Annotated in this window: 20 protein-coding genes; 15 read left to right on the plus strand and 5 right to left on the minus strand. The window is 60.6% G+C overall.

Going from position 1 to position 18,779, the window contains the following annotated elements; translation table 11 throughout:
• The first annotated feature begins 12 nt into the window (after window positions 1-12).
• The 4 genes from HU742_RS15650 (at window position 13) to HU742_RS15665 (ending at window position 2,297) form a co-directional block, all read left to right on the plus strand.
• The gene (locus HU742_RS15650; RefSeq protein WP_186643281.1) at window positions 13-474 is read left to right on the plus strand and encodes a thiol-disulfide oxidoreductase DCC family protein; all 462 of its coding nucleotides are present in this window, start codon (window positions 13-15) and stop codon (window positions 472-474) included.
• 40 nt (window positions 475-514) lie between these two features.
• Window positions 515-676 (plus strand): DUF2986 domain-containing protein, encoded by a 162-nt coding sequence (locus HU742_RS15655; protein ID WP_186641312.1) that lies wholly within the window; start codon window positions 515-517, stop codon window positions 674-676.
• Window positions 677-743: 67 nt separating this feature from the next.
• Window positions 744-1,490 (plus strand): hypothetical protein, encoded by a 747-nt coding sequence (locus tag HU742_RS15660; RefSeq protein WP_186641314.1) that lies wholly within the window; start codon window positions 744-746, stop codon window positions 1,488-1,490.
• Window positions 1,491-2,297 carry a DUF6630 family protein gene (locus tag HU742_RS15665; protein WP_186643280.1) on the plus strand — a complete coding sequence of 269 codons (807 nt, stop codon included), beginning with the start codon at window positions 1,491-1,493 and terminating at the stop codon, window positions 2,295-2,297. It abuts the gene before it with no gap.
• 614 nt (window positions 2,298-2,911) lie between these two features.
• Here HU742_RS15665 and HU742_RS15670 read toward each other — a convergent pair.
• The 3 genes from HU742_RS15670 to gabT are packed head-to-tail and all read right to left on the minus strand — an operon-like array spanning window position 2,912 to window position 5,437.
• Window positions 2,912-3,400 (minus strand): Lrp/AsnC family transcriptional regulator, encoded by a 489-nt coding sequence (locus HU742_RS15670; protein ID WP_186614744.1) that lies wholly within the window; start codon window positions 3,398-3,400, stop codon window positions 2,912-2,914.
• A 45-nt stretch (window positions 3,401-3,445) separates the two neighbouring features.
• Window positions 3,446-4,102: an HAD family hydrolase gene (locus tag HU742_RS15675; protein ID WP_186643279.1), complete on the minus strand. Its 657-nt coding sequence runs from the start codon at window positions 4,100-4,102 to the stop codon at window positions 3,446-3,448.
• A gap of 39 nt (window positions 4,103-4,141) precedes the next feature.
• Window positions 4,142-5,437 (minus strand): 4-aminobutyrate--2-oxoglutarate transaminase, encoded by a 1,296-nt coding sequence (gene gabT, locus HU742_RS15680; RefSeq protein ID WP_186641320.1) that lies wholly within the window; start codon window positions 5,435-5,437, stop codon window positions 4,142-4,144.
• Window positions 5,438-5,724: 287 nt separating this feature from the next.
• Between gabT and HU742_RS15685 the strand changes: the two genes are divergently transcribed.
• From HU742_RS15685 to HU742_RS15730, 10 genes are all read left to right on the plus strand, one after another.
• On the plus strand, window positions 5,725-6,651 hold the full coding sequence (locus tag HU742_RS15685) for a 2-hydroxyacid dehydrogenase (RefSeq protein WP_186641322.1): 927 nt from the start codon (window positions 5,725-5,727) through the stop codon (window positions 6,649-6,651).
• A gap of 206 nt (window positions 6,652-6,857) precedes the next feature.
• A complete protein-coding gene (locus tag HU742_RS15690) occupies window positions 6,858-7,715 on the plus strand; it encodes a GNAT family N-acetyltransferase (protein WP_186641324.1) in 858 nt (285 codons plus the stop codon).
• A gap of 37 nt (window positions 7,716-7,752) precedes the next feature.
• On the plus strand, window positions 7,753-8,460 hold the full coding sequence (locus HU742_RS15695; RefSeq protein WP_186641326.1) for a cupin domain-containing protein: 708 nt from the start codon (window positions 7,753-7,755) through the stop codon (window positions 8,458-8,460).
• Window positions 8,461-9,059: 599 nt separating this feature from the next.
• Window positions 9,060-10,358, plus strand: a complete 1,299-nt coding sequence (locus tag HU742_RS15700; RefSeq protein WP_186643278.1) for an OprD family porin — start codon at window positions 9,060-9,062, stop codon at window positions 10,356-10,358.
• 180 nt (window positions 10,359-10,538) lie between these two features.
• Entirely contained in the window at window positions 10,539-11,360 is an 822-nt protein-coding gene (locus HU742_RS15705; RefSeq protein WP_186643277.1) for an NAD-dependent epimerase/dehydratase family protein, read from the plus strand.
• A 43-nt stretch (window positions 11,361-11,403) separates the two neighbouring features.
• The gene (locus HU742_RS15710; protein WP_186643276.1) at window positions 11,404-12,309 is read left to right on the plus strand and encodes an SMP-30/gluconolactonase/LRE family protein; all 906 of its coding nucleotides are present in this window, start codon (window positions 11,404-11,406) and stop codon (window positions 12,307-12,309) included.
• 56 nt (window positions 12,310-12,365) lie between these two features.
• Complete coding sequence (locus tag HU742_RS15715; RefSeq protein WP_186640448.1) at window positions 12,366-13,334, plus strand: TRAP transporter substrate-binding protein; 969 nt, start codon at window positions 12,366-12,368, stop codon at window positions 13,332-13,334.
• Between the two features lie 74 nt (window positions 13,335-13,408).
• Window positions 13,409-13,936: a TRAP transporter small permease gene (locus HU742_RS15720; RefSeq protein ID WP_186640446.1), complete on the plus strand. Its 528-nt coding sequence runs from the start codon at window positions 13,409-13,411 to the stop codon at window positions 13,934-13,936.
• Window positions 13,936-15,216, plus strand: a complete 1,281-nt coding sequence (locus tag HU742_RS15725; RefSeq protein ID WP_186643275.1) for a TRAP transporter large permease — start codon at window positions 13,936-13,938, stop codon at window positions 15,214-15,216. Before HU742_RS15720 ends, HU742_RS15725 begins: the two co-directional genes overlap by 1 nt.
• A 183-nt stretch (window positions 15,217-15,399) precedes the next feature.
• On the plus strand, window positions 15,400-16,269 hold the full coding sequence (locus tag HU742_RS15730) for an aldose 1-epimerase (protein WP_186643274.1): 870 nt from the start codon (window positions 15,400-15,402) through the stop codon (window positions 16,267-16,269).
• A gap of 47 nt (window positions 16,270-16,316) precedes the next feature.
• Here HU742_RS15730 and HU742_RS15735 read toward each other — a convergent pair whose 3' ends face one another.
• Complete coding sequence (locus tag HU742_RS15735; protein ID WP_186640440.1) at window positions 16,317-17,117, minus strand: sulfite exporter TauE/SafE family protein; 801 nt, start codon at window positions 17,115-17,117, stop codon at window positions 16,317-16,319.
• A 136-nt stretch (window positions 17,118-17,253) separates the two neighbouring features.
• Here HU742_RS15735 and HU742_RS15740 point away from each other — a divergent pair, with 136 nt between their 5' ends.
• Window positions 17,254-18,117: an MBL fold metallo-hydrolase gene (locus tag HU742_RS15740; protein WP_186640439.1), complete on the plus strand. Its 864-nt coding sequence runs from the start codon at window positions 17,254-17,256 to the stop codon at window positions 18,115-18,117.
• A gap of 6 nt (window positions 18,118-18,123) precedes the next feature.
• On the opposite strand, the gene bkdR is transcribed toward HU742_RS15740, so the two are convergent.
• On the minus strand, window positions 18,124-18,612 hold the full coding sequence (gene bkdR / locus HU742_RS15745) for a Bkd operon transcriptional regulator BkdR (RefSeq protein ID WP_003202929.1): 489 nt from the start codon (window positions 18,610-18,612) through the stop codon (window positions 18,124-18,126).
• Window positions 18,613-18,779: the final 167 nt, after the last annotated feature.

Genomic DNA, 18,779 nt, shown 5'->3' on the forward strand with positions numbered 1-18,779 from the left:
GGAACCACGCCTATGCCGGCCCCACACGTGCGACCTACAATCGCGCCACTGCTCGAACCCGGCGAAACGGTGGTTCTGTTCGACGGCGTGTGCAAGCTCTGCAACGGCTGGGCGAGGTTCCTGATACGCCATGATCAACAACGGCGGGTGCGGCTGGCGGCGGTGCAGTCGCCCGAGGGCCAGGCCCTGCTTGCCTGGGCTGGTTTGCCGGTGGACCGGTTCGACACCATGGCAGTGATTCGCGACCAGCATTATTGGGAACGTTCCGAGGCTTTTTTCGAAGTCGTCTCGCAGTTGCCCACCCGCTGGCGTCCGGTGAAATGGCTGCGCCTCTTCCCGTGCCGGCTTCGGGACTGGGTCTATGATCGCATCGCGCTGAATCGCTATCGGCTCTTCGGCAAATACGACACGTGCCTGCTACCCAATGCCGACCATGAAAAGCGTTTCTTGAAAATGCCTGCAACCGAGGGTTAAATCCCTCAATTCCCAGCGCCTGCGAGCCCGAGTAGACAACATGAATCGCCGTAAAAAAATAAACCAGTTGCTCAAGGCCAACGCCAAGAAGGCCAGCGCCAAGTTGGCGCCCAAGAGCAAGGATAAATACATCAGCAAAGCCGACCGATTGAAACTGGCGGCTGAAGACAATCCAGACACGATCGTGTCCCCTGAGAGCTGATCACGACCTGTGACAGCTCAACAGCAGCCTGTCAGACCTCCCTCAAATGGACTTACCGGAGACACCCGTGAAACGCCTCATCCTGTCTATCGCCTTCATGGCACTGGCCGCTTGCGCCAGCCAGCCAACGCACACACGCCCTGTCAACGCGCCGGTATTGAAGTTCCGCGCCGTACCGGTAACGGCCGATGGTCTTCCGGTCATCAACCCGGACGTCTTGAAAAGTATCGAGCAACTCAACATGCCTGCGCCGGTCAAGACGCTGACCTATATAGAACTGGCCGGCACCGTCAGCTTTCCCAAGGAAAGCAGGCCGGAACGTACCGAATACTTCCTCTCCACCGACCCCACCACCCGTCAGTTGCGCATGATCCACAAGAGCGAACACCTCAATGGCAGCAAGATCAGCTGGCGTGGCCTGCTCACGCTTTCCGGCCTGGAGCAGGCCGATCTGTCGCGCAATACCGCAGTGATCGACAGCCTGAGCTTTCGGGGCGACTGGCAACACATGCCGGTGGGCAGTCAATTGGGCTTCACCCGACAAGGCAGCAACACCAGCAACATTATCGGCACGCTGGGCACGGAACCGAAAGTCGTTAATTGTCGCATCGACCGTGAATTGCCGGCCAAACAACTGAACCCGGCGCTGAGCGGCCAAGCCAAGGCCATGAGCTGTCAGGAACAGCGCCCCAGCACCTCCCCCGTCCCCTTCGATCATTATTTCTATCTGGTGGACTATGGCTTTTTTTACCGCGCCAGTAACGACAAGCACGACGGGGTTTCCATCGACATGCATATACAGCGCGTGAAGTGAATGACTCCGAACCCCATCGATCCGCTGTCGCTTCAACGCATCATCGCTGCCCACGGCAAACCCGAGGGCGCGAGCTATTTCGATGCGCAGGAAAGCCTCGTTCACGACATCTTCCCCGACCGCATCATGTTCCAGACCAATTACCTGGACCACAGCAGTTATGAAGTGGATGTCGCCGAGGGCGCGGTCCGTGTGCGCAAGACGCGCCTGGACAATTACCACCGAGGCCACAACGCCCAGGTGATCGACGATGACATGGACGATGACGATTGGGTGGAGTTGGCCAGCCTTTGGCAACGCTTGAGCGGCGACCTGGACACTCAAGGGCAAGCACTGGGACCGGACCTGACCGACACCTTGGCGGACCTGTTCGACTGTCTGTTCGACGAGGCGCATGCGCAGGCGCTGATCGAGAATATGCCAGCCCCTACCGGCCAATGGGACTGGGCCTGGACGCAAGTGCAATCGGCACTCAGCGAGGCCCATCGGTTGGCTGAGTTCGAATGGAAGGAATGGTCGTTGTCCGGCGTCTACGCCATCAACGCCCTCGCCCCGCTGCAGGAGCTGGGCATTGAAATTGCTGTGCCTGACAGCAAAACCGTGGACGCGATCAACCGCGCCAACGATTGGGAACGCGCGCTGCTCCAGTATTTCAACGCACGATTGGAAACCCACGATTTGAAGCTGCTGGCCATCGGCACGCACTTCGATGAGTACCAGGCGTTTGCCTGCCTGCCGATGAACGGCCTGGGTTTGGCCAATGCGTTGGAGATCCTGGGCAGGCTGGGCATCGTCTACAAATACTGAGCCTCTGGTGCGGCGATTCCTGCCGCTGAATAAGTGTCCTTGACCTTCGGATACGACATGAAGAACTGTGAATATTGCGGGGCCCTTATCCTTGCCGACGACGGTGCGTGCAAACGTTGCTCCGAAGCAATGCGCCTTATGGCCGAAGCTCCCGTGCCGAGGTCCGGGCCGTCGAGGGGGCTAAAAATCTTCAAATGGGTGCTTATCGGTTTGCTGGTCGCGGTGCTCGTCGCTGTGGCAGGGATCATTTGGGTTCTGAAGACGTTGGGACCCATGCCTTCTTTAGGTTGATCGCTGCGCCGATGCCGTTGTGACGAGGGAGTCCCCGCCTCTGCAGTTGATCGTTCCCACGCTCTGCGTGGGAATGCATCCCGTGACGCTCTGCGTCACCCGCCAGAAGCGGAACGCGGAGCGTCCCTGGCGGCATTCCCACGCAGGAGCGCGGGAACGATCTGTATGTATTTTTAGCCTTAAAAATCAGTTGGTTGCAATTTCTAATTTGCCCACCAAGACCCACAAGGATCGTCTCAATCAAGACCTGCTGACTTTCCTCAAGGAATAACGCAGCCAGTACACTGAGCCCTTCTTCGGAAGGGCTTTTGGACCAACTCTCATCAATGCCGCAACAGCTTACGCAACGGGACTTCGTCCTTGCGCACCGGCGACTTGATGACGATGTAGCTGAAGTACTTGGAGATGCCGATGTTCTTGTCCAGCAGGCCTTCCATTACGTCCTGGTAATCCTGGATGCTGCGGGTCATGAAACGTACCAGGTAATCGTAGCCGCCGCTGATCAGGTGGCATTCGAGCACTTCGTCCACCAGGCGGATATTGGATTCGAACTTGGCGAAGTCCTCACGCTTGTGGTCGCTCAAGGTGACCTCGGTGAACACCGTCACCGAATCGGTGATCTTGGCGAGATTGAGATGGGCCTTGTAGCTGGAAATATACCCCGCCGACTCCAGCCGCTTGACCCGTTGCAGGCAGGGGCTGGCGGACAGGCCCACGGCGTCGGCCAGACTGACGTTGGTCATGCGACCGTCTTTTTGAAGCTCGACCAAAATGCTGATGTCGATCCGGTCCAGTTTCGCTACACCTTCCATCGCCTACCTCTTGCCTGGTGTGTGTAAGACCATCTTCTAACAAAATCAGCGCCGTAAGGACAGCTGATGCTGAGCCACCAGATCCGCCATGCTGTTGATGCAATAGTCCGCCGCGCAAGGTGCCGGGGAGCTGTGGAGTTCGCGGCAGATCAAGCACATAGCCCCCACGGCTCGTGGCCGGCCGCCGGGACGGGTCACTTGGAGGATCGCTTCGGCGTCAAGATCATTGGCGGCCAGCCAATCGTCATCGTGCAACGGGTCGCTCGCCAACGAAATGAAATCCTCCGGCTCGATGCCCAGGCGCTCGCACAACACGCCACGGTCCTCGGCATCGCGATCACCGAGCACCAACAGGCGATAGAACTTGCGCAGGTACAGCATCGCCCCTGGCGCATCCTCGAACAGCGTCCAGCCCGCGGCTGACCGGGCAAAGCTCATGCCCTCCTCCCAACTGGCCTTGAGCTGCCAACGCTCGGCCAACTGACGATGGGCAAAACACAGCAAGCCACTGAAACCCAGTTCGCCAAAGCGCGGGTACAAGGCTTGCAGAACCTCGTCGAACTCAGCGAGCACGGCGATCTTGTCCAACGGCCCGGCATGGCTTTCCAGCAGCGGCTGCAACGCCGTCCAGACGCCGGAGTCGCGATCTACCAGGACTTCATCGCAGTCGATCAACAACGCCCGATATTCAGTCAGCCTCATCTGTACCGCCTCCGATGATGTCCATTTATCAACGCTCCATTAACCGACGCTGACGCGCGCCAAGGCGCCCTCGAGAATCTGCAACGCTTCGTCGATCTGCGCTTCGCTGGTCACCAGCGGCGCGAGGAAACGCAAGACGTTGCGGTACACCCCGCACTTGATCACCAGCAGTCCGCCGGCGCGGGCTTCGTCGATCAGCCGTTGGTTCAGCTCGGCATCCGGGGTACGTGCATCGTCCTTCTTGATCAGCTCGATTGCCAGCATGAAACCACTGCCGCGCACATCGCCGATGAACGGATAGCGGGCCTGCAAACCCAGCAGGCCCTGGCGCAGCCGTTCGCCCAAGGCTTCGCCACGGGCCAGCAATTGTTCTTGCTCGAAGGCATCGATCACCGCCAGCGCCGCCGCGCAGGAAAGCGCATTGCCGCCGTAAGTGCCACCGAGTCCGCCGGGCAACGGCGCGTCCATTATCTCGGCCTTGCCGACCACACCCGACAACGGCAAGCCGCCGGCGAGGCTCTTGGCGACGGTGACCAGGTCCGGCTGGATGTCGGCATGCTGGAAACCGAACCACTTGCCGGTACGGCCGAAACCGGTCTGGATTTCATCGAGAATCAACACAATGCCATGTTTCTCGGTCAAGGCGCGCAGGCCCTGGAGGAACTCGACGGGCGCGCAAAGGAAACCGCCATCGCCTTGCACCGGTTCGATGATGATTGCCGCGACCCGCTCTGGCGCTACCTGGGTCGCCAGCAGTTCGTCCAGCGCTCGCAGCGCCATTTCGCTGGTGACGCCGCGATAGGCGTTCGGATAAGGCGTGTGGAAGACTTCCGGCGCGAACGGCCCGAAGTTCTGCTTATAAGGCTGGCTCATTCCGGTCAGCGTGGTGCCCAGCAACGTCCGCCCGTGAAACCCACCGCGAAAGGCGATCACTGCCGAGCGGTTGGTGTGGGCGCGAGCGATCTTCACGGCGTTTTCCACGGCTTCGGCGCCGGAGGTAAAAAACGCAGCTTTATAGGCGTGTTGGCCGCCGATCATCTCGCACAGGCGCCGGGCCAGGTCCAAGTAGGGTTTATAGGCCACGACCTGGAAGCAGGCATGGGAAACCTTCTGCAACTGGGCCTGCACCGCCGCGACAACCTTGGGGTGGTTATGGCCGATATTCAGCACGCCGATGCCGCCGACAAAGTCCAGGTAGCGCTTGCCGTCCACGTCCCATAATTCGGAGCCTTGGGCTCGATCGATCACCAGCGGGTGCGCCGTCACCAGCCCACGGGGCACGTATTGATCACGCTGACGGAGCAGACTCGGGGTTTCTTCGACTTTACTGTTCATTGGCATTTCCCATCGTGAGCCGCGCAACCTGGAAGCGGCTGCGGTGTCACCACAGGTTAAGCGTTCGGCACGATTGTCTAAGCCGAACTTGGTCGTCGAGAAATCCGGATCGACTGTTTACCCCCCGGCAAACAGCAGATTCCTCCATGGACCTCGCACCCCAACGATTCTGCCGCCCGGGGCGCTCTAAACACCGCGCCATGCGTCCCTGCGCCCTGCTTTCGAAAGATCCTGCTTCGCCGTTGAGGCATGCTTGAGACTCCCGAATTTCAGATGAGAACCGACCCATGGCGCTGCTTTATAAGGCTGATCCGGTACGCGGCGAACACTGGCGACGCTTGTTCGCCGAACAGGCGCCGGACATCGAATGGCGAGCCTGGCCGGATATCGGCGATCCAAGGGATATCCAGTACCTTGCGGCCTGGCAGGCACCGGACGAGATCGAAACGCTGCTGCCGAATCTGCAAGTGCTGTTCGCCTTGTCGGCAGGCGTCGATCAGCTCGACCTCGGTCGTCTGCCGCCATCGCTGCCGGTGGTGCGACTGCTCGATCCGGGCATCACCCAGGGGATGTGCGAATACGCCAGTTTCGCCGTGCTCAGCGTACACCGGGACATGTTGCGCTATCGCCAGCAACAGGCCGAACGTTGCTGGCAGGCCCATCCCCTGGTGCCTGCCCGGCAGCGTCGGGTCGGCGTCATGGGCTTGGGTTTGCAGGCGCGGCAGATACTGGCGACGCTGGCGCCCTTTGGCTTCGCCTTGTCCGGCTGGGCCCGCAGCGAACATCACATTGACGGCGTGGCTTGTCATGCCGGCCCCGAGCAACTGCCGGCCTTTCTTGCCCAGTGCGATATCGTGCTGTGCGTGCTGCCGCTGACCGAACAGACCCAAGGCATTCTCAACCGTCAGCTCTTCGAACAACTGCCCAAGGGCGCTGCCTTGATCAACATGGGCCGGGGCGGTCATCTGGTCGAGGCGGACCTGCTCGACGCGCTCGCCAGCGGCCAGCTCAGCGCGGCGGTGCTCGACGTGTTGACGCAGGAACCGGCCGCGCCGGAGCATCCGTTCTGGCAGCACCCGCAAATCCTGCTGACGCCCCACATCGCGGCGATGACCCAACCCGAAACAGCCTTTGGCGTCTTGCTGGAAAACATCCGTCGGCATCAACGGGGCGAATCGATGCTGGGGCGGGTTGATCGCGAGCGCCGCTACTGACTGTTCATTTGTCGCTGGTGAATCGGCTCGGTATTTCCTGCTGGGCGGACGTCTCGTTTGGGCAAGAAATTCGGCCTGCGCCGCCGCTGCTTAGCGAACCTGCCGAATTCATTTTCGGCCCTTGTCAGCCCCGATGGCAGGTGAGATACAGGCAACCACCACGGACGATTGCGTCCGGCTCGACATCAATTCCATGGGGACCCGCCATGTCCATTTCGCAACGCCCTGCTTATCTTTATCGCGCCATGACCGCGGCCGATGTCCCGGCGGCCCACGCCTTGTCCGTGCAATTGAAATGGCCCCATCGCCTGGAAGACTGGGCGATGCTGCAGCGCGTCGCCCAGGGGTATGTCGTGCTGGACCAGGAGCGGCTGATCGGTACCGCGTTTACCTGTGGCCAAGGCGACTACGCCACCATCGGCCTGGTCATCGTCAGTGACGAGTACCAGGGCCAGGGGATCGGCCGCAAATTGATGGAGTTGGCTATCGAGGCGTGCGGATCACGGACCGCCGTTCTCAACGCGACGCTGGCCGGCGCACCGTTGTACGCCAGCCAGGGCTTCGTTGAGTTCGGGTATATCCAGCAACACCAAGGGCAAGCATTGGCGACCGTCCCGCCGGAGCTGGCCAGCGGGCAACGCTGTCGCCCACTGACATCGGCCGATCACGCCGAGCTGATCAGGCTGGCCAATGCCGGCAGCGGTCTGGACAGAGCGGCGGTATTGAACGATGTGTTCGCCGATGTTGAACAAGGCGTCGGCATCGAGCGGGACGGCCGCCTATGTGCCTTCGCCCTGATGCGCCCCTTCGGCCGTGGGCGCTGCATCGGCCCGGTCATCGCTCAAGGCCCTGAACAGGCCCGGCATGTGATCGCAGCGCTGGTGGCCCAGGTGCCGGAGGCGTTCGTGCGCATTGATATTCCCGCTGACTGCGGCCTGGCCCCCTGGCTGGAAGACATCGGGCTCAAGCGCGTCGATACCGTCACCCAAATGGCTCGCGGCACGCCGCCCCAGGCCACCGGCGGCGTGCACCAATTCGCGCCGGTGACCCAGGCCATCGGCTAACGCCCTATCCACAGCACTTCTCCGGAGAAAAAAATTGATGCTTGAGCCCACTGCAATGCTGTTGGCACGCGCCGACGGTAGCCCCACTGCCACGCCTTTTCGTCCAGGCTCGCTGGGCACCAACGACCCGTTCGACCGGCTCATCGCCCATGCCGGAGCCGACGGCATGGCGGCCGGTGTGGTCCAGGCCAATGGCCGGTTCGGCAGCGATGCGTACCCATTCAGCGAAACCATCGTCGTGCATGCCGGGGCCGTCACGCTGCGCAGCCCGGCGCAGACGCTGCACCTGCAGCCTGGGGAAAGCGCGGTGATCGCCCGGGGCACGGCCCTTGAGATTGAGGCGCAGCCCGCTTCCCTCTGGGCATTCTGTGCCGACACGCAGTCTGTCGCGACCAAGCAGCCCGGACTCACCGCCCTGCCCGCGTCTACCTTGCTATCGCCTTCGGCGGCACCCGATGAAGCGATCCTGCTCGGCCCAACACCGCAGTGCCGCTCGCACAATCTGTTTGTCGAGGAAGCGACCGACCTGCGCATCGGCATTTGGGACTCGACGCCCTACACCCGCAAGTCGCGGCCGCACAAGCTGCATGAACTGATGCACCTGCTCGAAGGCAGCGTCACCTTGCAGGCAGCCGACGGAACCGAGCTGGTGGTCAGAACCGGCGATACGGTGTTCGTGCCGCTGGACGCGCCCTGTGCCTGGAAAAGCAGCGTCTATGTGCGCAAGGTTTATGTCGTGAGATAAGCCTGCGTCGTCATGGCTAACTAGCTCCACGTTTCGCCCTATTGCATGCAAACAGATGGACGCAGTCGCTCTAGTGGCGAGGGAGCTTGCTCCCGCTCGGCTGCGCAGCAGTCGTAAATCCGGCTGACGCGATGGATCGTTCCCACGCTCCTGCGTGGGAATGTTGCCAGGGATGCTCCACGTTCCGCTTCTGGAAGGTGACGCAGAGCGTCACGGGATGCATTCCCACGCAGAGCGTGGGAACGATCTAAGTTCGCTGCGCGACAGCGCAGCGCCGAAGACGCGGCGGCCGCTCCCTCGCCACAAGAGCTTCTAAGCCCCTCCGCCCCCCAGCATTCGACTAATGTCTTAGGCCAGTCATCGCATAACTTCGCCCGTTGAAAGCTACCCTGGGGCGAGTTTTTTTCCCAACCCAGAGCCCTCTCCGCCCGAGTTTCCTACGCGGCAAGCATCCGAATGCCTCAGGCCAAGGCCCATCAGCGATGAAAAAAACGCAGTAATGGCCAGTTGACAATGACGGAGCGCCGCCAAATAATCCACGCCATGTTGTACGACGACGTATGACAAATAAAAACAACAAAAAAGTAGGGAGCGCCAGAGTGAGCAAACGTGTCCGTTTTTCGCCCGACAATCGTCCAACCCGTAATTCCCTCAATTCTCGTCATGCCCTAGGGCTCATCAGCTGCAGCAGCCTGGCGCTGTTTCTTCCGATGACCGCCAACGCCGAAGGCTTTGTCGATGATGCCAAGGCCACGCTGAACCTTCGCAACTTCTACATCAACCGCAACTTCACCAACCCGAACAATGCCCAAGGCAAAGCCGAGGAATGGACCCAGAGCTTCATTCTCGACGCCAAGTCCGGCTTCACCCAAGGTACAGTCGGTTTCGGCCTGGATGTGCTGGGGATGTACGCGGTCAAGCTCGACGGCGGCCGTGGCACGGCGAACACGTCCCTGCTGCCGATTCATGACGATGGCCGCCCCGCCGACGATTACGGTCGCCTGGGTGTAGCCCTAAAGGCCAAAGTGTCGAAGACCGAATTGAAAGTCGGTGAATGGATGCCGGTGCTGCCGATCCTGCGTTCCGACGACGGTCGTTCCCTGCCGCAAACCTTCCGTGGTGGCCAGGTAACCTCCACCGAAATCAGCGGCCTGAGCCTCTACGGCGGTCAGTTCCGCGCCAACAGCCCGCGCAACGACGCGAGCATGGAAGACATGTCGATGAACGGCCGCGGCGCGTTCACCTCCGACCGCTTCAACTTCGGCGGCGGCGAATACGCCTTCAACGAAAAACGCACCCAGGTCGGCGTCTGGTACGCGGAACTGTCCGACATCTACCAGCAACAATATTTCAACCTGACCCACAGCCAACCGATGGGCGACTGGACCCTGGGCGCCAACCTCGGTTATTTCACCGGCAAGGAAAATGGCAGCGCGTTGGCCGGCGACCTGGACAACAAAACCGCCTTCGCCATGCTCTCGGCCAAATACGGCGGCAACACCTTCTACGTCGGCCTGCAGAAAGTCGGCGGCGACGATGGCTGGATGCGCGTCAACGGCACCAGCGGCGGCACCCTGGCGAACGACAGCTACAACTCCAGCTACGACAACGCCAAGGAAAAATCCTGGCAGCTGCGCCACGATTACAACTTCGCTGCTGTCGGCGTGCCGGGCCTGACCCTGATGAACCGCTACATCAGCGGCGACAACGTGCACACCGCCACCGTCGACGACGGCAAGGAATGGGGCCGTGAAAGTGAGCTGGCTTACACCGTACAGAGCGGTGTACTGAAGAGCCTCAACGTGAAATGGCGTAACTCGTCGCTTCGTCGTGACTTCAGCACCAACGAATTCGACGAAAACCGAATCATCTTCAACTATCCGCTTTCGCTCCTGTAACACCGAGGAACCCTTGCCATGTGCGCCTGCCAGCGCCATGGCAAGCCCCGGCAAGGATGCCGACCTAGAGCGGTTCGTCGATCAAACGTTGACAAGGTAGCGGAAGGATAAGGATATTCCCTCTCGGTCGTACGACAACTTATAACAACTGTACCTCTCATTGTTTGCTCAGGTAATGCCATGACCACTACACAGATTCGCCAACCCTTCAATCGCCTGCTGTTGACCGGCGCTGCCGGCGGCCTGGGCAAAGTCTTGCGCGAACGCCTCAAGCCTTACGCCCGCCAGATTCGCCTGTCGGACATCGCCAACATGGCCCCGGCCATTGATGAAAGTGAGGAAGTGGTGCCATGCGACCTGTCGGATAAACAGGCCGTGCACCAACTGGTGGAGGGCGTTGATGCCATCCTGCATTTCGGTGGTGTTTCGGTAGAGCGTCCGTTCGAAGAGATCCTCGGTGCCAATATCAGCGGCGTTTTCCATATTTATGAGGCTGCGCGCAAGCACGGCGTCAAGCGCGTGATTTTCGCCAGTTCCAACCACGTCATCGGCTTCTACAAGCAGGACCAGACCCTCGACGCTCATTGCCTTCGCCGTCCGGATGGCTACTACGGCCTGTCCAAGTCCTACGGCGAAGACGTCGCCAATTTCTACTTCGATCGCTACGGCATCGAGACCGTGAGCATCCGCATCGGCTCGTCGTTCCCGGAACCACAGAACCGCCGGATGATGAGCACCTGGCTGAGTTTCGACGACCTCACCCAACTGATCGAATGCTCGCTCTATACCCCCAAAGTCGGCCATACCGTGGTCTACGGCGTGTCCGCCAACCGCGACGTCTGGTGGGACAACAGCCACGCCGCGCACCTGGGCTACCAACCCAAGGACACTTCGGAAATCTTCCGCGCCAAAGTCGAAACGCAGCCGATGCCGGCCGCCGATGACCCGGCCATGGTCTACCAGGGCGGCGCTTTTGTAGCGACCGGCCCGTTCGACGACTGATTCGCCTGTTTTACATGGGATACGAACGAACCAAGGAATCGCCATGCAAGCCGAATTGATTGTCGATGCACGCAATGCCGTCGGGGAAAGCCCGGTGTGGGTCCCCGAGGAAAACGCCCTCTATTGGGTGAACATCCCCAGCGGCGGCCTGCAACGCTGGAACGCCAGCAGCGGAAAAATCCAGGGCTGGGAAGCACCGGAAATGCTCGCCTGCATCACCCGGCACCAGGACGGTGGCTGGGTCGCGGGGATGGAGAGCGGTTTCTTCCGCCTGCATCCCCATGACGACGGCAGCCTCGACAGCGAGCTGTGCGCGAGCGTCGAGCACAGTCGCACCGACATGCGCCTCAATGACGGCCGATGCGATCGCCAGGGCCGTTTCTGGGCCGGCAGCATGGTGCTGAACATGGGCGCCAACGCCGACGAGGGCCGAATGTACCGTTATGAGGCTGGTCAACGTAGCCCGGTCGAGGCGCAACTGAGCGGTTTCATTGTGCCCAATGGCCTGGGCTTCAGCCCGGACGGCCGGACGATGTACCTTTCCGATTCGCACCCGTTGATCCAGCAGATCTGGGCCTTCGACTACGACATCGACAGCGGCACGCCGTCCAACCGCCGGCTGTTCGTCGACATGATGCCTCTGGCCGGTCGCCCGGACGGCGCGGCGGTGGATGCCGACGGTTGCTATTGGATCTGCGCCAACGATGCAGGCCTGATCCATCGCTTCACCCCGGATGGACGCCTCGACCGTTCGCTGGAAGTGCCGGTGAAAAAACCGACCATGTGCGCCTTTGGCGGCAGCCGGTTGGACACCCTCTACGTGACCTCGATCCGTCCGGGCGACGACAACGATCCTCAGTCCTTGGCCGGTGGCGTGTTCGCGCTCAACCCCGGCGTCAAGGGCCTGGCTGAACCTGCGTTCGGAGGACGGAAACACTCCGCGACCTGATCTGCTTTACCGCTTCACATCGATAGACATAAAAACAACAACACTGGAGATTGACCATGAATTTTAAACGCACGCTTCTGATCGCGGCCCTGCCCCTGGCCTTCCTGGCGCAGGCGGCACAAGCGCTGGACATCAAGATCGCCGACATCCACCCCAAAGGCTACCCGACCGTGGTTGCGGAGGAGTCCATGGGTAAAGCCCTGGAAAAAGAAAGCAACGGCGAATTGAAGTTCAGGTACTTCCCAGGCGGCGTACTGGGTTCCGAAAAAGAAGTCATCGAGCAGATGCAAGCCGGCGCGATCCAAATGTCTCGCGTCAGCCTCGGCATCGTCGGTCCTGTGGTGCCGGACGTGAACGTCTTCAACATGCCATTCATCTTCCGCGACCAGGCCCACATGCGCGCGGTCATCGACGGAGAAGTCGGCGATGAAATCCTCAGCCGGATCACCAATTCCGAGTTCGGCCTGGTGGCATTGGCCTGGATGGACGGGGGCACCCGCAACGTCTACAGCAAGAAACCGGTGCGCACGCTCGAAGACATGAAAGGCATGAAACTTCGGGTAATGGGCAATCCGATGTTCATCGAGACCTTCAACGCCATGGGCGCCAACGGCATCGCCATGGACACCGGCGAGATCTATAGCGCCCTGCAGACCGGCGTGGTGGACGGCGCGGAAAACAACCCGCCGACCATGCTTGAGCACAACCATTACCAGAACGCCAAGTTCTATAGCCTCACCGGTCACCTGATCCTGCCTGAGCCGATCGTGATGTCGAAGATCACCTGGAACAAGCTCACGCCAGAGCAGCAAGAGATGGTGAAAAAACACGCTAAGGCTGCCCAAATGGAGGAGCGCAAGCTGTGGGACGAGAAGTCCGCCGCCAGTGAAGAAAAACTCAAGGCCGCTGGCGTCGAGTTCATCACCGTCGACAAAAAACCCTTCTATGACGCCACCGCGCCGATCCGGGCCAAATACGGTGCTCCGTATGCCGACCTGATCAAGCGTATCGAAGCCGTCAAGTAACACCTCTGAATCTGTACTCATGAAAAGGCTGGGCGCGCCGCAGGTGAAGGCGCGCCCGGTTACGGTGGAACCCGATGAAGAATTTGCTGCTGCGTATCAACGACACGATTTACATGACTTGCATCTGGGTGGCCGGCCTTTCTGTCCTCGCCGTTGCGCTGATGATTCCGTGGGGGGTGTTCGCCCGCTACGTACTCGGTACCGGCTCAAGCTGGCCGGAGCCCACCGCCATCTTGCTGATGATCGTATTTACCTTCATCGGTGCCGCCGCCAGCTACCGCTCCGGCTCGCACATGGCCGTGGACATGGTCACCAGCCGCATGCCCCCGCACTGGCAAACCCTGGCTTCGGTTTTCACGCAGCTATTGATGGCGGCGGTGTGCATTTTCATGACCGTCTGGGGCACCAAGCTGTGCATGACCACCTGGAATCAATTCATGAGCGCCATCCCCACCCTGCGCGTCGGCATCACCTACATGCCGATCCCGATCGGTGGTTTCCTGACCCTGATTTTTGTCCTGGAAAAACTCTTGCTGGGTGATCAAAGCAAGCGTCGGGTCGTGCAGTTCGACCTGGTTGAAGAAAACGAAGGTGCCGCTTAATGGACGCGCTGATTCTGCTGGGCAGTTTTTTGTTGTTGATCCTGATCGGCATGCCGGTCGCCTATGCGCTGGGCGCTGCCGCCCTGATCGGGGCGTGGTGGATCGATATTCCGTTCCAGGCCATGATGATCCAGGTAACGGGCGGGGTGAACAAATTCTCGTTGCTGGCCATTCCGTTCTTCGTGCTGGCCGGTGCGATCATGGCCGAGGGCGGCATGTCCCGCCGACTGGTGGCGTTCGCCAGTGTGCTGGTGGGCTTCGTGCGCGGTGGCCTGTCTTTGGTCAACCTCGTGGCCTCGAGTTTTTTTGGCGCGATCTCCGGCTCCTCGGTGGCCGATACCGCCTCGGTCGGCTCGGTGCTGATCCCGGAAATGACACGCCAGGGCTATCCGCGTGAATACGCCACCGCCGTCACCGTCAGTGGTTCGGTACAAGCGCTGCTGACACCGCCCAGCCACAACGCGGTGCTGTACTCCCTCGCCGCTGGCGGCACCGTCTCCATTGGTTCGCTGTTCATGGCCGGCATCGTCCCCGGCATCATGATGAACCTGTGCCTGATGGCGCTGTGCCTGGTCTTCGCGAAAAAGCGCAATTACCCCAAGGGCGAAGTGATTCCGCTCAAGCAAGCGCTGAAGATCTGCCGGGAAGCCATGTGGGGCATGATGACCCTGTTCATCATCCTTGGCGGCATTCTCTCGGGTGTGTTCACCGCCACCGAATCGGCCGCCATTGCCGTGGTGTGGGCGTTCTTCGTGACCATGTGCATCTATCGCGACTATAAGTGGAGCGAGTTGCCGAAACTGATGCACCGTACGGTACGCACCATCTCCATCGTGATGATCCTGATCGGCTTCGCCGCCAGCTTCGGCTACATCATGACGCTGATGGAAATCCCGGCGAAGATCACCACCGCGTTCCTGACACTGTCGGACAACCGTTACGTGATCCTGATGTGCATCAACGTGATGTTGCTGCTGTTGGGCACCGTGATGGACATGGCGCCGCTGATCCTGATCCTGACGCCGATCCTGATGCCTGTCATCGTGGGCATCGGCGTGGACCCGGTGCAGTTCGGCATGATCATGTTGGTGAACCTGGGTATCGGGCTGATAACGCCACCGGTGGGCGCGGTGTTGTTCGTCGGCTCCGCCATCGGCAAGGTCAGCATCGAAAGTACTGTGAACGCGCTGCTGCCGTTCTACGGCATGCTGTTCCTGGTCCTGCTGCTGGTGACTTATGTCCCTGCCATTTCGCTGTGGTTGCCGAATCTGGTGTTGTAACCCTTTAAGCGAGCAAGCCCCCTTGTGGCGAGGGAGCTTGCTCCCGCTCGGCTGCGAAGCAGACGCCCGAGTCCAGACCGGATGGGCCTGCTACGCAGTCCAGCGGGAGCAAGCTCCCTCGCCACAAGAGCTATCTGCCCTTCCCAAAAGCTATCTGCCCCCTTCCGAACAGAAGCGACTACCATGACGCAGCCCCTCCTGTACCTCGAAGACGAACTCACCCGCCTGACCCTGGCCCCGCACTTGGGCGCCAGTCTCGTTGAATGGACCTTGCGCAGCACCGGCGCCCCGCTGCTGCGTCCGCCCGCCCCGCAAGCGCTGGAAAATGGCCTGCCGGGCAAGCTGGGTTGTTTCCCCTTGATTCCCTGGTCGAACCGGATCGCCCAGGGCGGTTTCGATTGCCCCGGTGGCTGGCTTGCACTGGAAGCCAACAGCCCCAACGACCCGTTTCCGATCCATGGCAGCGCCTGGCAGCAACCGTGGCAAGTGATCGAGCAAAGCGGCCAGGAAGCATTGCTGCAACTCGACAGCCTGCACCCGTTCGCCTACTGCGCCAGCTTGCGGATTCGCCTCAGTGGCGGCCAACTGCAGATCGCCATGCTCGTTACCCACACAGCCAAACAGCCTGCCTGGCATGGGCTGGGCTTGCATCCGTATTTTCCACGCACCGCCCGCACGCGCCTGCAAACCCGGGCGAGCGAAGTCTGGAAATGCGACGCCTCGAAGTTGCCGACCGAGCTTAGCGACATTCCTGCCGAATGGGATTTCCAGGAGATTAGCGCCCTGCCCGATACCCTCGTCGACAATGGATTTGGCGGCTGGGACGGGCAGTGCCTGATCCAGCAACCGGACTTGGGCTATGAGTTGGAATGCCGCGCCAGCGGCAGCAAATACTTCCTGCTGTACTGCCCAGTCGGGCTGGATTTTTTCTGCATCGAACCGGTCAGCCACCCGGTCAATGCCCATCACTTGCCCGGGCGGCCGGGGTTGCGTTTGCTGGAGCAAGGGCAATCGGTGGCGTTGGGGTTTTCGATGCAGTGTCGGTTGCTCTAGCGCCCATATCCCTGTGGTGCTCGCCACAAAGGATCTGCGTAGAGCAGCTAAGCCCGCAGCAGCATGAACACCGCCACCCCCAGGCACACCCCGGCGAACCCCACCTGCAACGCCCGGGCCGGAACCTTGGCTGATAAATGCCGGCCAAGCATCATCCCGACGATGCTCGCCACAATGAACGCCGCCCCGACCCGGTCGATGCTCACGCCGGCATGAAACGCACCCACCACGCCAATCAACGAAATCAGGCTGATGACCATCAACGAGGTCGCGACGATCCCGCGCATCTGCACGTCGGTCAGTTGCTTGAACGCCGGGACGATCAGGAAACCGCCGCCCACGCCCAGCAGTCCCGAGACCATGCCGGTTACCGCACCCAACGCCGACAAGGTGGCGGTGCAACGGGCGGTCCAGGCCAGGCGCCCGGTCTCGCGGTCGAGCATGCAGTTTTTCTGGCCCCAACTGGCCGCGCCATGATCGCTGGGGCCCGGTTGTGCGGTCTCTCGACGCAACATGCGTGCCGCCACCAGCACCATTAGCAAGCTGAACAGCATCATCAGGATTTTTTCCGGAAGCCGGTGGGCAAAATAAATACCCACCGGCGAGAACACCGCGCCCAACAGCGCGATGAGCAACGCCGCGCGATAACGCACCAGGCCGTGGCGCAGCCCATCGATGGCGCCGACCGCCGCTGCACTGCCCACCGCCAGCAATGCCACGGGGGCGGCTTGGGTCATCGTCCAACCCAGGCCCAACACCAGGGCCGGCACCGCAAGAATGCCACCGCCCGCGCCCGTCAGGCCCAGGACCAGCCCCATGACCACACCCAGAAAACTTGCCAGCAACATAAAAGTCTCTCAAGCCGCGCACGCCTGATGTCAGGCGTGATCGCATTTGCAGGACTCGGTGGCCCTCACTTAAGCTGCGGACCTTATGTTGAAAATCCTACGCACCGCAATAGACTCTTCCTACAGGTCCGTCACCATGCCTGCGCAGATCCAGAGCTTCCTCGACCCCGCCTCGAAGACCTACACGTACGTGGTTTATGAGCACGATGGCGGGCAATGCGCGGTAATCGACCCGGTGCTTGACTATGACCCGGCTTCGGGCCGCAGCGGCACCGAACAGGCTGATCGGGTAATCGCTTTCGTGACGGAACACCAACTGACGGTGCAATGGCTGCTGGAAACCCACGCCCATGCCGACCACTTGTCCGCCGCCCCTTACTTGCGAGGGAAACTGGGAGGCAAGATCGCCATCGGCGAATCGATCCACCAGGTTCAGCGTGTCTTCAAGGCGCTGTTCAACCTTGAACCGCATTTTGCGGTGGATGGTTCACAGTTCGATCACCTGTTCACGGCGGACGAATCTTTTTTCATCGGCAACCTCAAGGCCACCGCCCTGCACGTGCCTGGCCACACCCCGGCGGACATGGCCTACCTGATCGATGGCGACGTGATCATGGTGGGTGACACGCTGTTCATGCCAGACGTCGGCACCGCCCGTTGCGACTTTCCCGGTGGCAATGCCCATCAGCTCTACGCCTCGATTCAAAAGTTGCTGGCCTTTCCCGCCAGCGTGCGCCTGTACGTGTGCCACGACTATCCGCCGGAAGATCGCGAGCCCCAATGCATGAGCCCCGTGGGCGAACAACGCCGGGACAACATTCATGTTCGCGACGGCATCGACGAAGCCGCGTTCGTGGCCATGCGTACCCAGCGCGACAAGACATTGGGCATGCCAACGCTGCTGTTGCCAGCGATTCAGGTGAATGTGCGGGCCGGCCACATGCCGCCGGCCGAGGGCAATGGCGTGACCTATCTGAAGATTCCGATCAATCAGCTTTAGAAGCTTTTACGTACCCAACGTCAACCCATTCGCCGGCAACGGCAACGCGGTCTTGTAGCGCACCTGCTTGAGGGCAAAGCTTGAGCGGATGTTCGCCACGCCCGGCACCTTGGTCAGAAAATCCATCATGAACCGCTCCAACGACTGGATCGTCGGCACCAGCACGCGGATCAGATAGTCCGGATCGCCGGCCATCAAGTAGCACTCCATCACCTCCGGCCGGTCGGAGATGGCCTCCTCGAAATGCTGCAGCGCCTCCTCCACCTGCTTCTCCAGGCTGACATGGATGAACACGTTGACGTGCAACCCCAGCAGGTCGGCATCCAGCAGCGTGACCTGCTCGCGGATCACTCCCAGCTCCTCCATGGCCCGGACGCGGTTGAAGCACGGCGTCGGCGACAGATTGACCGAACGGGCGAGATCGGCGTTGGTGATGCGGGCGTTTTCCTGAAGGCTGTTCAGAATGCCGATGTCGGTGCGATCCAATTTACGCATGAGACAAATAATCCTGATTTTTATCGTTGTGCAGATTTTTTATCTGCAAATGATCTGAACAGCAAGCTAACAGAGAAAAATATTCTTCTTCGTCGAGCCTATGATTGTTGTAGGACAATTTCCCGTACCCGGGGAAATTCGTCAGCTAGCGCGCCCACTACAAGAAA

It is taken from the genome of Pseudomonas marvdashtae, from assembly GCF_014268655.2.
In the GTDB taxonomy this organism is placed as follows: domain Bacteria; phylum Pseudomonadota; class Gammaproteobacteria; order Pseudomonadales; family Pseudomonadaceae; genus Aquipseudomonas; species Aquipseudomonas marvdashtae.